This is a genomic window from Fictibacillus nanhaiensis (assembly GCF_036213205.1).
Classification (GTDB): Bacteria; Bacillota; Bacilli; order Bacillales; family Fictibacillaceae; genus Fictibacillus; species Fictibacillus nanhaiensis_E.
The window spans coordinates 31,482-48,029 of sequence record NZ_JARMFC010000008.1 but is presented as its reverse complement, the minus strand read 5'-3'; the positions used below and the strand labels follow the sequence as shown (position 1 = coordinate 48,029).

Annotated in this window: 14 protein-coding genes; all 14 read right to left on the bottom strand. The window is 42.8% G+C overall.

Annotation, left to right across the window (positions count from 1 at the left end; all coding sequences use genetic code 11):
* Nucleotides 1-139: 139 nt before the first annotated feature.
* Nucleotides 140-1,678, bottom strand: a complete 1,539-nt coding sequence (locus tag P4V41_RS10670; RefSeq protein WP_328084848.1) for an oligosaccharide flippase family protein — start codon at nt 1,676-1,678, stop codon at nt 140-142.
* A 14-nt stretch (nt 1,679-1,692) separates the two neighbouring features.
* Nucleotides 1,693-2,886: a glycosyltransferase gene (locus tag P4V41_RS10665; RefSeq protein WP_328084847.1), complete on the bottom strand. Its 1,194-nt coding sequence runs from the start codon at nt 2,884-2,886 to the stop codon at nt 1,693-1,695.
* Entirely contained in the window at nt 2,883-4,013 is a 1,131-nt protein-coding gene (locus tag P4V41_RS10660; protein WP_328084845.1) for a glycosyltransferase family 1 protein, read from the bottom strand. The genes P4V41_RS10665 and P4V41_RS10660 overlap by 4 nt, the downstream gene beginning before the upstream one ends.
* 12 nt (nt 4,014-4,025) lie before the next feature.
* The gene (locus P4V41_RS10655) at nt 4,026-5,111 is read right to left on the bottom strand and encodes an EpsG family protein (protein WP_328084844.1); all 1,086 of its coding nucleotides are present in this window, start codon (nt 5,109-5,111) and stop codon (nt 4,026-4,028) included.
* A complete protein-coding gene (locus P4V41_RS10650) occupies nt 5,108-5,992 on the bottom strand; it encodes a glycosyltransferase family A protein (protein ID WP_328084843.1) in 885 nt (294 codons plus the stop codon). The genes P4V41_RS10655 and P4V41_RS10650 overlap by 4 nt, the downstream gene beginning before the upstream one ends.
* Nucleotides 5,989-7,101: a glycosyltransferase family 1 protein gene (locus P4V41_RS10645; protein WP_328084841.1), complete on the bottom strand. Its 1,113-nt coding sequence runs from the start codon at nt 7,099-7,101 to the stop codon at nt 5,989-5,991. The genes P4V41_RS10650 and P4V41_RS10645 overlap by 4 nt, the downstream gene beginning before the upstream one ends.
* Nucleotides 7,086-8,237 (bottom strand): glycosyltransferase family 4 protein, encoded by a 1,152-nt coding sequence (locus P4V41_RS10640; RefSeq protein ID WP_419181303.1) that lies wholly within the window; start codon nt 8,235-8,237, stop codon nt 7,086-7,088. The genes P4V41_RS10645 and P4V41_RS10640 overlap by 16 nt, the downstream gene beginning before the upstream one ends.
* Before the next feature lie 481 nt (nt 8,238-8,718).
* Complete coding sequence (galU, locus tag P4V41_RS10635; RefSeq protein WP_328084839.1) at nt 8,719-9,603, bottom strand: UTP--glucose-1-phosphate uridylyltransferase GalU; 885 nt, start codon at nt 9,601-9,603, stop codon at nt 8,719-8,721.
* Between the two features lie 13 nt (nt 9,604-9,616).
* Nucleotides 9,617-11,449 carry a nucleoside-diphosphate sugar epimerase/dehydratase gene (locus tag P4V41_RS10630; protein WP_328084838.1) on the bottom strand — a complete coding sequence of 611 codons (1,833 nt, stop codon included), beginning with the start codon at nt 11,447-11,449 and terminating at the stop codon, nt 9,617-9,619.
* A 417-nt stretch (nt 11,450-11,866) separates the two neighbouring features.
* Nucleotides 11,867-12,703, bottom strand: coding sequence for a L,D-transpeptidase (locus P4V41_RS10625; protein ID WP_328084837.1), 837 nt, complete (start codon nt 12,701-12,703; stop codon nt 11,867-11,869).
* A gap of 15 nt (nt 12,704-12,718) precedes the next feature.
* Nucleotides 12,719-12,958, bottom strand: coding sequence for a hypothetical protein (locus P4V41_RS10620; RefSeq protein WP_328084836.1), 240 nt, complete (start codon nt 12,956-12,958; stop codon nt 12,719-12,721).
* A 207-nt stretch (nt 12,959-13,165) separates the two neighbouring features.
* The gene (locus P4V41_RS10615) at nt 13,166-13,858 is read right to left on the bottom strand and encodes a CpsD/CapB family tyrosine-protein kinase (RefSeq protein WP_328084835.1); all 693 of its coding nucleotides are present in this window, start codon (nt 13,856-13,858) and stop codon (nt 13,166-13,168) included.
* A complete protein-coding gene (locus P4V41_RS10610; RefSeq protein WP_328084833.1) occupies nt 13,848-14,579 on the bottom strand; it encodes a YveK family protein in 732 nt (243 codons plus the stop codon). The genes P4V41_RS10615 and P4V41_RS10610 overlap by 11 nt, the downstream gene beginning before the upstream one ends.
* Before the next feature lie 153 nt (nt 14,580-14,732).
* Entirely contained in the window at nt 14,733-16,535 is a 1,803-nt protein-coding gene (locus tag P4V41_RS10605; protein WP_328084832.1) for an ABC transporter ATP-binding protein, read from the bottom strand.
* Between the last annotated feature and the right edge of the window lie 13 nt (nt 16,536-16,548).

The following is a 16,548-nucleotide window of genomic DNA, read 5'->3' as shown; positions in this document are numbered from 1 at the left end:
CGTGTCGAAATGAGTGATGTCTCTGTCGAAACGTGTGCAAAATATAAGATTGTGTGCGCAAAACGCCAAAAAGTGTGCGAACGTGTAATACATATAAAAACACGTACCGTAAACCACGCCTTCAAAGCGCGGTAGAACCTCAATGTTTATGAGACTGCGCTCCCACTTGCTGAACTGGCTTCAGACGATTTAAAAACGATAGAATTAAACTTTTCTCATATCTGTTCATCGCCGTAAACCACATCAACACCATGAATAAACCTGCAAACACTGATATTTTCAAGAAGAACAAGCTCCAGCTTCCATTAGGGAGCATGTCATTGATGTATAAACCTAACGTCAATGTTGTGAGGAACGGGAAGCTCATCTTTAGAATCTCTAGCCAAAATTTCGGAACGTCTAGATGGATTTTCCTCCAATAATAGATGTTCATGATGAGTAGATTTACGAAAAAAGCGACGGCTGTAGCGACCGCACAACCTAAAGCTCCCCAGCGCCCGACTAACAACAGGCTCAACACCACGTTAAAAATGGCAACCCCTAGATACACAAACGTTTTGAACTTTTGTATGTTTTTCGCCTGCAGGATGATGTTTCCCATCTCCTGCATGAGAGAGATGATGAGTGGAACAGCGATTAGAATCGCGATCATATAAGACTCCTCGTACTCTTTTCCGATCCACAAGTCGATAAATTCGTATCCGAAAACGACGAATCCGCTTAGCGCAAAGGATAAGACGATAAACTGAATGCGGCCGATCTTGATAAACAGATTTGAAAGTTCTCCATCCGGAGCATTTCTCGCGACCATCCCTGACACTCTCGCTAAGAACACGTTGCAGATCGCTTGAGAGAATCCGGCAAAATAGCCAGAAAAAGAGGCACCTAACGCGTAGATGGAAACCGCGACAGTGCCTGTGAAAACCCCAAGTATGATCTGATCCGTTGACCAGTAGATTTTTTCAACGATCAAGTTGATGAAAAGAAACGATGAAAAGAAAAGAACCTCTTTTATGAGTGGTATCTCCATTCTTTGGAACGAGATTTTGATTTTTATCACTTTTAAACAAAAATAGATGTTGCATGCGATAACTGCCATATTTACTATCGTCGTGATCGTGATGATCGCAACTGAATCGTATCCGTTTAAAAGAAACGGCCACGAGATGAGTGGAGAGCTCACTGCTCCTAAAATGACGATGAATTTTTGAAAGATGAACTTTTCATGAGCAAGTATGATGAAGCTGAACACACCGAGCCCAATCGAGAGCGTCAGGTTCAGTACCGTGATGAACATCAAGGTTTGAATCTTATTCAGTTCAGCCGGACTTAATGAACTCCCGAACAAAGAGTCGGCTGAAAACGTAATGACCATTCCGACCAGAAACGCGAGGAGTCCCAAGATGGCGTACATGATGGTAAACATGCCATACAGTCTGGATTCTCCGTCGTCATCGTTCATCACTTTGTATTTTGCGATGTACCGGATGACTGCGTTTCCAAGTCCAAAGTTTAGAATTCCAATGTACCCGATCGTTGATGTCGCGAGCACGAATAGTCCGTATTCGGCTTGACCGAGTGTTTGCAGCATGACGGGTGTGTAGAGTAGCGACACGACACTGTTTAGAACTAAGGCGATAAAGGATAAGACAGCGCCTGCTTTTAGTTGGCTGATCATAAGTGACCGCCCTTTCAAGAGCTAATTTGATAAAGCTTGTTGACGAGATGCGACTTGCTATAGTCTCGCTTTTCACAGTTTGCGATGAGTTTTTTTCTGAGATGTTCGTTGTGGTAGATTTCCTCTATTCCGTTCACTAAACCCTGTATCGAGAGGTCACAAATATATCCGTCTTCACCGTGTGTGACCTGGCTTTTACTCGTACTGTAATTGGTGATAAGTACGGGCTTTCCTAGAATCTGCGCTTCTTCTACCGTGACGGCTTTTCCTTCATAGCGAGAGGGTTGTACGTATAGATTTGCACTTTTCATATACGGATATGGATTTGTTTGTTTACCGAGCAGAATGAAGTGTTGCTGCAAGTTGTGGTTTTGTATAAGCGTTCGTATGGCGGCTTCATCTCCTCCATAACCGACCACGTACCAGGCGATGTTTTTGTAGCCTTTTGTGTGGAGCAGCTTTAACGCTTCAACCGCCATGTCGATTCCTTTTGCGTACGAAAGGCGTGCGACCGTTAGCAATTTAAAGCGTGAATCATTTTCAATGAGATTATTCTGCGTTTCCAGACTCAAACTTTTAATAATATGAGGTGATGATACGTTTTCCATCACTTCTACTTTCGTTGTGAGTTCAGCGTATTTTTTTGTGAACGCCTCCTTCACACTAACTGAAACGGCCATGATGTGGTGGTACTTTCGCCAGATTTGCAAATCGAGCTCCACATCTGTTTCAAGCTGAGAAAAGTCTGTGTGAACCCAGGCTATTTTTTTTGTTGCGTTCACTTTTGTTGCCACAAAATCATGCGGCCATAAATAACTCACGGCTACATCATACTCTCCAGCTAATGTAGGCAAATGAGATATCGCGTATTTCCACATGAGCTGCATCTGCAGAATGCCTGGTTCTGCTGACTTCTTCCACTTTCCTTTAAACTCAGCAATCAACTTTGCTCGTAATCTAGCAGTCAAAATGGAGTACAACTTTTCACTCGCTGTCTCTAAGATCGACTTCCGAAACGTTGCGTACTCTTTCATTTCAGGCAATAGATTCACTTCTTTCGGAATCTCGTTTAGAAGCTCACCGCTATGACGGTACAGCAGCAAATCTACCTGAAACTTTTCATAGTCTAAGTGACGAAGCAGGTTGATCAGACTTCGCTCCACGCCGCCGATCTCCAAATCGAATGTTGCAATCAGCATGCGTTTCATTGCTTTTCACTCCATGACACTTGATAGATGTTTAATAGTTTCCCAACACCAGATTGATAGTCATTGCCGTTTTGTATGAAGCCTCTTACTTTCTGATCCTCTTCATGAAGTTTTTGTCCAGAAAGTTCTAAAAGTAAATTTGCCCAGTAGTCAGGTGATTGCTGTAGCGAAGCTCGCTTCACAAGACCTAAACCAAGATCTGCTTCAGGCTGTATGGCTTCTGATACTACACATGGCAAACCCGCTGCTTGCGCTTCAAGCAACACGAGACCTAAGCCTTCATAGATCGAGGGAAACACGAAAACATCCATACTGTGCAGCATCGTATGGATGTCTTCCCGTAACCCTGCAAATACAATTTGCTCAGCCAACCCTTCTTCTACCGCTTCTTTTTGAATCTCAGCGTGAAGGTCTCCATCCCCTACGAGCAGCAGCTTTACATTTTTATTTTTTTCCACCAATCTTGATAGGACTTGTAAAAGAAAGCGGTGGTTCTTAGATTCTATGAATCTACCAATATGACCGATGACCAAGTGACCTTCCAGTTGGTGTTTCGTTTTAAACTGCTTCACTTCATCAACTGGCTCTTTTAGAAAATTCTCGTAATCGATGATGTTTGGAAAGAAGATGTATTTGTCTTTTCGAGATTTCTCGTTTCCGAACAAATAAGTAGCCGCTTCAGAACTGCACGATAATAGATGTGATGAACACGACTGTATCAGCTTCTTCATCGTCAACAGGTACATCTTCCGCATCCATCCCTTATCGTCTTCCCATGTTGTATGTGCGTGCGAGATTCTTACTTTTATCCCAGCCAGTCGTGCGGCAAGTGCCGTAATGCCGCAATGAAAAGATAGATGACCATGCACCGCTTCATAAGGTCCGTTTTTCTTGATCGCTTGATACAGTTCCCATACCGAATGCGGATCTCTCAGCTTGATTACTCTGCCACCCATCCGCCTGATCTCTTCATCATAATGAGCATCCGTTGGTTTATACGAGATAAAGTCAAACTGTACCTGATCACGGTTGATCTTGCGGTACAGGTTCATGAGCAGCGTTTCTGTTCCTGCCCGGTTCATCACACCCGTCACATGAAGGATTCGAAGTGGTTTCTCTCCATTCATATCTCAATCTCCTTACGAAATAAAATCACTTTGGTATACGATTCTTAGCGTGATCACGTTCTCGTAAAAGTAAAAGACAAAGAACGCGAGCAGGATGAAATAGTAGATCACTTTTCCGTCTTTTTCTCGAAAAAGCTTTGGCAGCCATGAGATCAAGATGAGTGTGTACAGATCAAAATACATGTTGAATCTTGCAAAAATCCAGTTCTGTGTGGAAACAATCGTAAAAACGAGCGAGATCAGCGAAAAGTTGATGATGATGTCACTCGCCGGAAAGATCTCTTTGAACCGATCTCTTCCTAAATAGGCGACTAAAAGAGGAAACGCACTTACACCGACCCGGATAAAATTCGCTCCGCCTTCTGCAAACTCACTATAATGACCGTAAACCGTTGTTTCCATCGCCGAGAAAAGAAACGACGAGAATTCCTGATAGCCGATCACAACAACGACCGCCCCGGCGATAAACAGATATGACATGCTCGACCACGCTTTTTGTCTTACAAAAAAATAGATTGGAATGAGGATGAGTGCGCTCTGGTGTAGCGTCGCTGCAAACAGAACAACGAGCATGTACTTTTTCCAGTTGCCGTTGATGATGTAGCGTGTCGCCGCAAACAGGATGGACGCTGCGAGAAACTGTCTGATGCCGTTCATCGAAACCAAATAAAGCCCGCCCGTGATGTACACGTACAGACTTAGCTCGATCAACCTGGAATATTGGTAAAGAATGACGACGACCAGAATGTTTGAGATGACGGCCGTTGTAAAAATAAGAATCTGCGGATCTTGCGAGATGCTTTTTAATAGCTTTTGCAGAATGCTAAATCCAAAATCTTTGTTCGAAAAAATATACGACCAGCTGAAGTCGTTGATCTCGTATCCATACATGTAGAAGAACGTGTCTCCGATGTTGTTTCTGAGACCTGATACGACGGCAAGCATAGTGACCGATAATATGATAAACAGCTTGCTCGGTTTAACCGGTACCCATCTTGTGAAGTGGGTATGAACACCTGATAGTGCTGGTGTTGCCATAAATCTTGCTAGAAAGGCTAACAAAAAAACGGCGAACAAGTTGATCCATAACACGATCATTTTGTTCTACTCCAAATAAAGGCGGTTAGAAGCGCACCGAACGGCAGTGCCATGAGCGTTAAGCCCTTTTGCGGCGATTCTTTTAGAAAAGCTTTGTTTTTTGATAGAAAACTGCTCGAAACGTAGTGAACGGCTTGCCTAAATTTAAACGTTAGAGAACTAAACGACAGCTTCATCAGTTCTTTTCGGTAAAAAGCGAACCCGTTCGGATTGGTTCGGTACTGATTCAGCATGTTCATCGACGAGCCGTCTGGCATGTATTCCACACAACAGAGCACTTCATTCAACAGCAGCATCTCATATTGTTCATCGAGCTTAAAGTATTTATAAGCGAGCCCGACATAGCGTTCATTTTTAAAAAGTGGGTACGGATAGTTTCTCGTCAGTTCTGTTCGGTACACCAACTTCTTATCTCCAGTTATGCCGTGTTTGCTGTAAAGGTGGAAAAGAGTTGATGTCTTAAGTTCTTTTGGTAAGGTGGTACCGATGATTTGACCTGTTGTATCGGCATCAAGCCCAATAATCCCGCTCACATTGTCGTTTCCGTGCGCGCGCCAAAACGTCACGATTTTTTCAACCGCGTCATATGGCATATAATCATCAGAATCGATGCAAACGTTCAGCTCTGTGTTCATGATGTCGTACGCGGTATTGTGCGCACCGTGCATCCCTTGGTTTTCTTGGTGTACGTATTGAATGTCCACGGCATTTTCAGCGATCCAAGATTTCACAAGTTCCTTCGTATCATCCGTCGATCCGTCATCAATAATGAGCCAGATAAAGTCTTGAGACGTTTGATTTTTCAAGCTCTCATAACAGCGACCGAGACAATAGTTACGGTTGTAGGTAGGTGTAAAGACGGTGAGTGTTTTTGATGTCATATGCCCACCATCTTTCCGTATAACGTTTCTGTCATTTTTGCAGAAGATGAAATATCGTAACCATTTTCCACTAAAGCTTGATCGCTGTTCTCGTATCTTTTTTGGTGTAATCGTAGGGTCGTCAGTTCGTTTACCCAAGGTGTAGTCGTTGTGATGGGTAAGTAACGAACGGCACCCAGCCCCATGTCTACTTCTCTTGTGATATGTTCAGAGATCAAACATGGCAACCCCGCTCCTTGCGCTTCGATCAACGTGACTGGCAACCCTTCGTGATGTGAAGGAAAGACGAAAACATCAAATGCTTGGAGAAGGTGATGAATATCCTCACGTATCCCTAGAAACCGAACGTGTTGTTGTAAATTTAGACTGTTTACTTTTTGCTGAATGATGTGTTTTTGTTCACCATCGCCTGCTAAAAGGAGAATCACATTTGGATGGGTTTGAACGAGCTGCTTTACAATGTCGATTAGAAATGAGTGGTTTTTTTGAAGGTTGAACCGTCCGATATGGCCCAGAACGAAACAGTCTTTAGAAATGTTGAGTTCGCTTCTGATTTTCTTCCGTTTATCTGTTGAGAACCTAAACTTTGCGCTCTCGATAGCATTCTTTAAAAGAATCGAATCTGACGCATGTTTTTTAAAAAGCCAGTTTGCCGCTTTTTGTGAACAAGCCACATAGTGTGTCGCGTTTTGAAGTAGATGATAGCCTGCGTACTCCTTATACAGTTTTGCCGCCCAACCGCCTTCAGAACTGGTGTTATGACTATGTGCGATTCGTGACGGAATGCCGGCTTGGCGAGCCGCGCGCAAAACGAACCCGCTCATCTTATCCATGTGCGAGTGAACGACTTTGTATTCCTTGTGAGCTTGAAAGAACCTTCGCAGAGATTGTATATACTTAAAGTGACCACTTTCTGTCACATATGAAATCCGGTGAACTCTTCCACCGAGTTCCTTGATTTCTTGATCGAAAACGCCGGGTTTGCATGTTAAAAAATCAAACTGAATGCGCGTCCGATCAATGTTGCGATACAGATTCATGAGCAGCGTTTCCGCCCCACCTCTATTCATATTGACGACAACATGCAAAATTCTTACTGGGCCATCCATTTCGTGTGATCCTCCTTTCCCATATATGGTCTATATAGCAAACTCGTTTCCTGCATAATTTTTGTGAGGCTGTATTTAGATAAAATAAGTTGTCTTGCCTGCTGGCCGAATTGCCGTCTTTTTTCTGGTGCGTTGATCAAGTTCTCGATCTGAAGTGCAGCTTGTTGGATGTTGGTGTTCTCTATTAAGCAGCCGGTATGCTGTTCTTGAACGAGCTCTTGATGTCCTCGGTTTTTCGTTGCAACAACGGGCAGTTCACACGCCATTCCTTCCATGATGTTGACGGGCAACCCCTCTCTTAAACTGGATGCGAGTATGAGATCACACATCGGCAAGATCTCATGCACATCTTTACGGTGTCCTAAAAAATGAACATGTTCGGTTATTCCGAGTTGGTTTGCATAGTGTCGGCATTGTTGTAGTAGGGGTCCGTCGCCTGCTAGTAAAAGTTTGGCGTTTGAGCTTTTTGTTGTGACTTTTGCCAGGATCTCGAGCAGCAGTCTTTGATTTTTGTTTTTGTTGAACTCGGCGGCATAAAACATGAGAAAGTCGTCTTGTTTGTAGCCTGACTTGAAACGCAAGAACGCTTTTTCTTCCCGTGGGACAGGTTTGAAGATTTCTGTATCTACGCCAACACCGTCTAGTCTTGTGATCGTTTTTGCTGAGAACTTATGATGTCTCGCGAGCTGATAATCTTCTGAGTTAATGGTGATCAAGCAATCTGTCTGATGAGCTAGCAGACGTTCGATCGGATAATAGATAAGCCAGTTCGCGAGCGGAGCACCTTTACAAAAATGAAAGCCATGTGCCGTATAGAGCACCTTCGTTCCTTTTTTGCGTGTGCCTCGCGCTGCTAATCTGGTGATGACTCCGCCCATCGGTGTGTGACAATGGATGATATCGTATTGGTTATGCTCTAAAATTTTCTTTAATTCTTGATAAGCGGCTAGATTCTTATGATGAAAAGGAGAGCGCTGAATCGGAATCGTGTACTTATAATCAACGTAAGGGATGGTGATCGAACCCGATGCTGCAACATGTACTTCCCAGCCTTGATGCTTGAACCATTGCAGGACAGGAATATGAAATCCTGTGAAGTGAAAATCAACGGATGCTACGAACAAGACCTTTTTCATGATGGCGCCTCCTTTTTGGGTTGTTGTGTTTGTCGAAGATTGACGACTCGCGAGTATATTGCACTTTTTCGTGAGATTGCTGAAAATTTTCGTGAGATTATGCTCTGAATTCGCGAGATTATGCTTCGTATCCGTGAGATTAAGAGATTAGTGCATAGGAAAAACCGGGGAAACTGCACCCCGGTCCTATTTGACTCCTATCTTTTCTGCTTGCTGGCTCTGTATGGCGGGCATTGGTACCAGCTAAATATCGAATGTGTGCGTGAATGGAAGTAATGTGTGCGTAAGTCGTGTCGAATTGAGTGCAGCGGAAGTTAAAATGTGCGCAACACGTCAATTAGTGTGAGTAAAAAACAAAAAAGTGTGCGAACGTGTAAGAAATATAAAAACACGTACCGTAAAAACACTGCTTATATCATCTACATCTGCCTATAAAAAGAAGATGCACCCCATTGAGGCGCATCCACATCCACATCAAATATTATTTTTTAAATTGAACTTCACCTGTAACCACTTTTGATAAATAGTTTAGTAGTTCATGCCTCAAATCATCACGTTCCAACGCAAAATCGATCGTTGTTTTAATAAATCCGAGCTTTTCTCCGACGTCATAACGAATTCCTTCAAAGTCATACGCGTACACATCTTCTAATGCATTCAATTCTGCGATCGCATCGGTTAATTGAATCTCGCCACCAGCACCTGGCTTTTGATTTTCTAACAGATCAAAAATGCGAGGCGTTAAGATGTATCTGCCCAATATCGCAACATTAGACGGTGCTTCCGCTAGCTTCGGCTTCTCCACGAGATCTAGTACAGAATACAAACGGTCATTCATCTGCTTTCCGTCGATGATTCCATACCGCGACACTTGGTCGTCGGGCACCTTCTGTACGCCGATAACAGAAGACTGTAGTCGATGATACTGTTTCATCAGCTGCGCCAGACATGGGGTCTCCGATTTGACGATATCATCACCTAACAGAACAGCAAAGGGCTCGTTTCCTATGAACTTACGCGCGCACCATATCGCGTGACCAAGACCTTTTGGTTCTTTTTGCCGAATATAATGAATGTCTACGAGATTCGTAGATTTCCTCACTTCTTCAAGCAATTCTAGCTTTCCTTTTTCATAGAGGTTCTGCTCGAGTTCGAGTGACATGTCAAAGTGATCTTCAATCGCTCGCTTCCCTTTTCCAGTCACGATGATAATATCTTCAATGCCAGACTCCACAGCTTCTTCTACGATATATTGAATGGTCGGTTTATCAACGATCGGCAGCATTTCTTTTGGCATCGCTTTTGTTGCCGGCAGAAATCGAGTACCTAAACCTGCCGCTGGGATGATTGCTTTTTTCACTCTCATGTTCTAGTCTCCTTTAACTCGGCACGGATAAGAATGACGGGTGGACTTCTACTTTTCTTTTATTCGTTAACAGTAACAGAGTTTCCCGAATATCTTTGCCTGATAAGTCAGGTAATCGTAATAGCAGTTCTTCTACTTCTCTTACATAGAGTTGAGATGGTTTTCCAATATAGATCTTCGGATAGATTTGATGGTCATGAACTTCGTCTGCATCAAGGAGTTCTTCATACAGTTTCTCGCCTGGTCGAATGCCTGAGAACGCAATCTCAATCTCTTCTAACGAGTATCCCGACAGCTTGATGAGATTTCGCGCTAAGTCCACAATTTTCACTGGCTCACCCATATCGAGCACGAAGATTTCTCCACCGCCAGCCAGCGCTCCCGCTTGAATCACGAGGCGGGAAGCTTCCGGTATGGTCATAAAATACCGAATCATCTCAGGGTGTGTGACAGTGACAGGACCTCCACGTGCGATCTGCTCTTTAAAATAAGGAATCACGCTGCCCCGGCTGCCGAGTACATTTCCAAATCGAACGGCAACGAACTTGGTATCACTTTTATGATTCATATCTTGAATGATCATTTCTGCTAATCGTTTTGTAGCTCCCATCACATTTGTCGGATTCACCGCTTTATCAGATGAGATCATGACGAACGTCTTAACGCCTGACCAACTTGCAGCAAGCGCTGTATTTAATGTGCCTTGTACGTTGTTCTTTACCGCTTCTTTCGGATTTTGTTCCATAAGCGGCACGTGTTTATGAGCGGCTGCATGATACACAACGTCTGGCGTGTATTGATTCATCACTTCCATCATCTTCTTCGCATCCTGTATATCTGCAATCACTGGCGAGAGCGTGATGCCACGGTCACTGCAAAGTTTGTTTAATTCTACTTCAATGGTGTAGATACTATTCTCACCATGTCCTAACAGAATGAGCTGCTTTGGTTGAAACGTTAAGATCTGTCGGCAAATTTCTGAACCGATCGATCCTCCAGCTCCTGTTACTAAAACCACTTTCCCTGTTATCGATTCAGAAATGCTTCCAAGATCCAGTTCAACCGTTTCTCGGCCAAGCAAATCTTCTACTCTAACATCTCGGAACTGGTTCACCGATACTTTTCCCGTAACTAAGTCCTCAAGCATCGGTAAAATTTTCGTTTCGGCTGTCGTTTTTGCACACTCTTGAAATATGATGTTCAGTTCTTTTTTACTGAGAGAAGGAATGGCAATGACGATGTTCTCAATGTTTTCTTTTTGCGCGATCTGTTCTAGCTGATGAACCCCACCAAATACCGGCAGTCCATAAATATCGAGGTTGTGTTTTTTTGTATCATCATCTAAAAAGCCCACCGGAAGAAGGCTTGAATCGTTCTTTCTTAAAAGCTGCCTCGCCACCATCGTACCCGCTGACCCAGCACCAATAATGAGTGTCCGCTTTTTATTGCTTTGCTCATTTACGAGGCGATCTTGGTAGAGCCTCCAACAAAAACGAGATCCTCCTATAAATAAGAGGTGTAGCAGCCAGGTAATTAATAAAAGTCTAAGTTGCGTGTCTTGGATAACGAATCTTTGAAAAAGTGCTGCCGTTCCGATGGAGCAAGTGACGACGTTAAAGATAACGATAAGTTCACCGACACTCGCATATTCCCATACTTTTTTGTAAAGATTGAAGCGAAGTCCGAAAAAATGATGACTTAGAATAATAACAGCCGCGCTTTGAGTGATTTCAGGCGTAAATACATGCGTATCGGCGCTGATGATAAATAAACTGAAATACACAGCGGAAATCGCGATGAGTGAATCGATCACGATAAATAATGACATTCTTTGTTTGTAGGTCATGCTCCTCCTCCTCTCACTTTTCTTCATAAAAAATTTACAGTGCTTAAAGATAGACTTCAGGCAGCGGTGGTGAAGAAGTGCATCTTTAAGGACTGTAAGTGTGGGTTTGTGATGGTTGTTTGATGGTAGTTTCATGGTTGTGCGTTGTCGAAGTTTGTCGTCTCGCGAGTATATTTGGTTTTTCGCGAGATTGAGATAAAAATCCGTGAAATTATGATGCTTTTCCGTGAGATTACCGTCTGTTTTCGTGAGATTATCATCGCTGCTGTAGTCGTCTCGCAGTCTTCAACCCCAGAACAACCTCCAATGACCTCTCAGCTAGCACCAACACCCAACAAGTTGACCAGTTTTGGTACAAAACTGTCCTTTTTTAATCTTCCTAGCAACATAATAAAGACTTATCACGTGATAAGTCTCCTAATGATTCCATCGGAACGTTTTATTTGGCTGTGTTTCGCTTGCGAGTTGTTGTGGTGATAGTGAAATAGCTGGCATACCTTCCGCAAAAGTGGCAGCCGCAGGTTCTCCTTTTTTAACCGTGAATGGAGTTCCAAGCGCGACGTACGGATAAATTTCTTCGATATGATCATTAAAGAGCCTGATGCAGCCCTTCGTAATGCGGCCACCGATTGAAAACGGATTGTCTGTTCCATGAATGGCATAACCGTCTTGCAGGACAAGGCCTCTTGTGCCGAGTGCATCTTTTCCACCGTTTGGCTCTACCACTCTTTCTGAAACCTCACTCTTTAAGAACGGCAGTGGTTCTTTGCCGGAAGCAACCGGGTACGTTGAAAGCACCTCACCATTTCCTCTGACAATAGCAAGTTTGTTTACATCCGGGTAAAAGCTGATCTCAAGCGTCAATTCACCTGGCACTCCTCTTTTATAAAGGACGCCATCCGCGCTCACTTCAAGCGGTGATCCTCCAAAAATATAGTGCTCTTTGGGAAGGTGCGACAGAAATTTCAAGCTACCGTTACTCAAATCTGATTCAGTAGTCGGATATTTCCCTGTTCGTTCTTCAAACCGCTTAACGGCGTTCAGAAACAATAGTGTTGGCAATTCCGATTTTGCTGTCTTTTTTTCAGCAGCAACCACATGATTGTCTTGTGAATAATAAAAGTTATTCTCCTCAAACCAATAGTTGTTGATTAAAAATGGGATGAGCAGAAGCAGCAGAGAGATGATGCTTGCCACTAATAGAATCCATAATGCGGTGCGATTATTCGTGCCTTCTTTTCGATGAGATGACATGCGGTATGCATTCACCTAGCCGTTCCATTGCTTCAACAGACGATCAGCTTTATGAAACCCAAGAGATTTTGCTTTTTCTAATCGTTTTATAGCGTCAACTACCTTACCTTGTGCGTATAATTCTTTTGCATGTTCATATAGAGCTTCTTTATGGTTCGGTTGGCAGCGTAGAAATTTTTGATAAAATTCTGGATCGTCTTTTGAAATAAAAAGGTGGGGTCTTCCCTCAACTAAATCTTTTTTCAAATGATCCATATGATCAGCAGCCTTTCTATTTAAAATAAAAACAGGGCATCTAACCCCTCCTCACACCACACCACCGACGACTCGCGTCTAAGGTCGTTAAACCCACAGCATGATCGAGTGCCACCGTTGTTAACGATTAGGAGGCATCACCGAAAATTTATGAAGCTTGCAACTTAAATATGTCGAGCTCGAAGTTCTTAATAAAGAACAACTTCATTAAAAAAAATAACCATCCAACAATGATTGATTCTTCTCGTTTAAAACAACGCCTATTAAATTTGCTCCAGCAACCTCTAATGCTCGTTTTGCTTCTGCAAACTCATCGATCTTCGTCTTATTTTTGCAAGAGATTAAGATCACACCATCGCTTCGGCTGGCTAGAAACCGAACTTCAGCGGCTTCCAAAATAGGAGGAGCGTCAATAATGATTCGGTCATATTGCTGAGATACTTCTTCTAAAAAAGCGATAATTCTTTGACTGTTGATGACTTCGAGTGAGTTTGAACTGAGATCGCCACTCGTTAAAACATCTAAGTTTGGAACATATGAGTGATACATCACTTCCTTCATCGGAAGAGTACCTTTCAATACATCTAAGAATCCTAGTTGGTTGGGTAGATTAAATATCGTGTGTACGAAAGGTCTTCGGAAGTTCGCATCTACAATTAATACTTTTTCGTTTCCTTTAGCCATCGAGATCGCCAGGTTTGTGACAGATGTAGATTTGCCCTCACCTTTTTTGGCTGAAGTGACAACAAGGCTTTTACTTCCTTTGTTCTTCATCAAAAAGTAGAGATTTGTGCGTGTGCTTCGATATTCCTCAGCTACTTTCGAAAACGGACTTAACGATAAAACGAGGCCTTTCATTCTGGATACTGCTAAGCTTCTTTTATGTGCTTTAGATGCCAACCGTATCCCCCCTCGCACTCATTTCCATCTGTTCTACACTTTTTTCCTTAAGGTCTTTTTTCGTGATAATTGGAATCTTGCCGATGACAGGGACACCGAATTGCTCGATATCCTGCTCTGAGCGAATCGTCTCATCTAACGTGTTCAGTATGAGGACCACTCCTGCACTCAACACAAGTCCAACAAGGAAAGATAAAAGAACCGCTCGAACTCCACTTCCGTTAATCGGATAGGGATCTGCTGTTGCTTCTTTTAGCAACTCGATCTCATCAAAGTTAAGCAATTTCTCCATCTGTTCTTTATAAATTCTAGCAGTGCTGTTTGCGATATCAGCAGCAACTTGAGGATCGTTGTCTACCACTGAGATTAAAACAACTTGCGATTCGCCGATATTGTTTACCGAGATTTGAGAAGCGAGATAGTCAGCAGATCGATTCAGTTTCAATTCATTTACGACTTTCTCTAACACTTCCGGGTCTTCAACCATAACCATCAGCGTACTAAGATCTACTTCACTTGCTGAGATAATGGCTCGGGTAGAGGATTCATATAGGTTTTCTGAGGTGAGTCGGCTGTAACTGGCACCGAGTATGGTGATCAAAACCGTGATGAAAGCGATGAGCCAAAGTTTTCGTTTCATCACTTCCAAAAGTTCTTTCATATTAATTTCTTTTGCTTTTTTCGTGTCTGGTATGTGTGTTTCTTTGTTCATTTCTGTCATATGATCACCTATTTTCATATGAATTCTGTAGAAAGTTGTAATTCGTTCTAAATAATGAACAACGAAAGTGAAAAAAATGTGCCGTGCTTGATACCATGATTATAGTTCTATATAAAGAACAAGTCAATCATTATAATGAATATTCTGACCTTTTTACATATTCAATACCATCTGCTTTTTTAACAGCATATGAAACGTTTTCTGTTCCTCGTTCGCCAGGTTTTGAAAACTGCCCTTCTGAATGATCTCCCCTTCATCAATTACCACGATATGATCAGCATTTCGAATCGTCGATAGTCGATGCGCAATGACGATGATCGTCATCTTGCCTTTTAACCGTTCGATGGATGTTTGAATCTTCCCTTCATTCTCTGAATCGAGCGCACTCGTTGCTTCGTCTAAAATAAGAAGCGAAGGTTTTCTTAAAATGGCTCTCGCGAGAACCAATCGCTGTCTTTCTCCTCCAGAGAGCATAACGCCTTTGTCGCCGATCGGTGTATCGAGCTTGTTCGGCAGTTGAGATACAAAATCCTGAGAGGCTGCAAATTCGAGCGCTTCCCACATCTCGTTCTCTGTCGCATCTGGTTTAACGAGCAGCAAGTTCTCTCGAATCGTACCGTTGAACAAAAAAGGATCCTGCGGCACATAGCTGATCAATTTTCGGAGTGAAAGAATATCGTCCTTAGTTAGCGCTTTTCCATCAATGATCAATTGCCCAATGCTTGGGATGAGAAGACCCATCAGTATATCAATAAGCGTGCTTTTTCCCGCACCCGATCGTCCGATGAAAGCTGTCATCTCGTTTACTTTTATAGAGAGGTTAATATTTTTTAGTGTGTATGGTGATTCTTGGTCGTATTGAAAGAACACGTTTTGGCATGCGATCTCTCGATTAATGATCATTGGAGCAACACCATTTTGTTCGCAAACATCGGTACCTTCCGACGCGTTCTCGCTATCCTCTTTTAGAGATAACAGAGATTGAAATGCTGGTATTGAGGAATAGATCTGCTGCATGTTTCCTTGAATCCCCATGAATTTCGGCCAAAGTCTAGAGAAAATAAGAATAATAGCAATTAATTGTCCGGGCTGATTTTTAAAGAAAATGACTGTGATAAAAATAAGAGCCGCAATCAATAGAGTTGAGATCACTTTGTAAAGAACTTGAGAGTTGTATTGAATTTTGCTGTACTGAAACTGCTCGTTTTCAATGCGAGCACACCAATCCTGAAGCCAGTCATAACGAGTGCTTTCTAAAGAGTTACTTTTAATATCCTTTATGCCTTGAAAATCCTCAGTTAGTCCGCCGATATAGTCTTTCGCGATCTCAGATTTCTGATTTCCTACTTTTCTCGCCGCATGTAGAAATGTTTTCGTGAGATAAGCAAGAACGGCACCTGCGAACAAGACAAACAGGGTGATGGTTGGCGATAAGAAAAACGCGATTCCGAGCTGAACAACCGTAAAGACGATAGAGGTTAGAAGGTGCAGAAACACACTCGTACCACCAGAAACACGACCTAAATCGTCGATGAGCGCATTGATAAAGTCGGATTTTTTTCGCTTCATATAAAAAAGCCAGTTCGCTTCTAACAGCCGCTTATACAGTTCCATGCGAAGGTGATTGATAAAATGCACATGAATCTTCACGTTTCGGAGTGCGAGATTTCTCTGCAGAACCGCTTGGCCGATCACTAGGACACTGTAAAATCCTAGAATGAGAATTAGTGCGTATGCGGTAGGAAGTTCAGCTAGCTTTGAGAACAACTGTTGCAGCGTTGGATTCGAGATTTCTGTTCCAACGTTCAAGATGTTACTAATCTGAAGCATCGGGATCAATAGTATGATGCCTACTCCTTCTAATAGACCGACGAGTGTCATCGCAACAAGATTAATGATTAGCGCTCTACCAGAAAACAGATAGAGCCGCTTTGTAATGTAGAGGATACTTCCCATCTCTGTGCCTCCT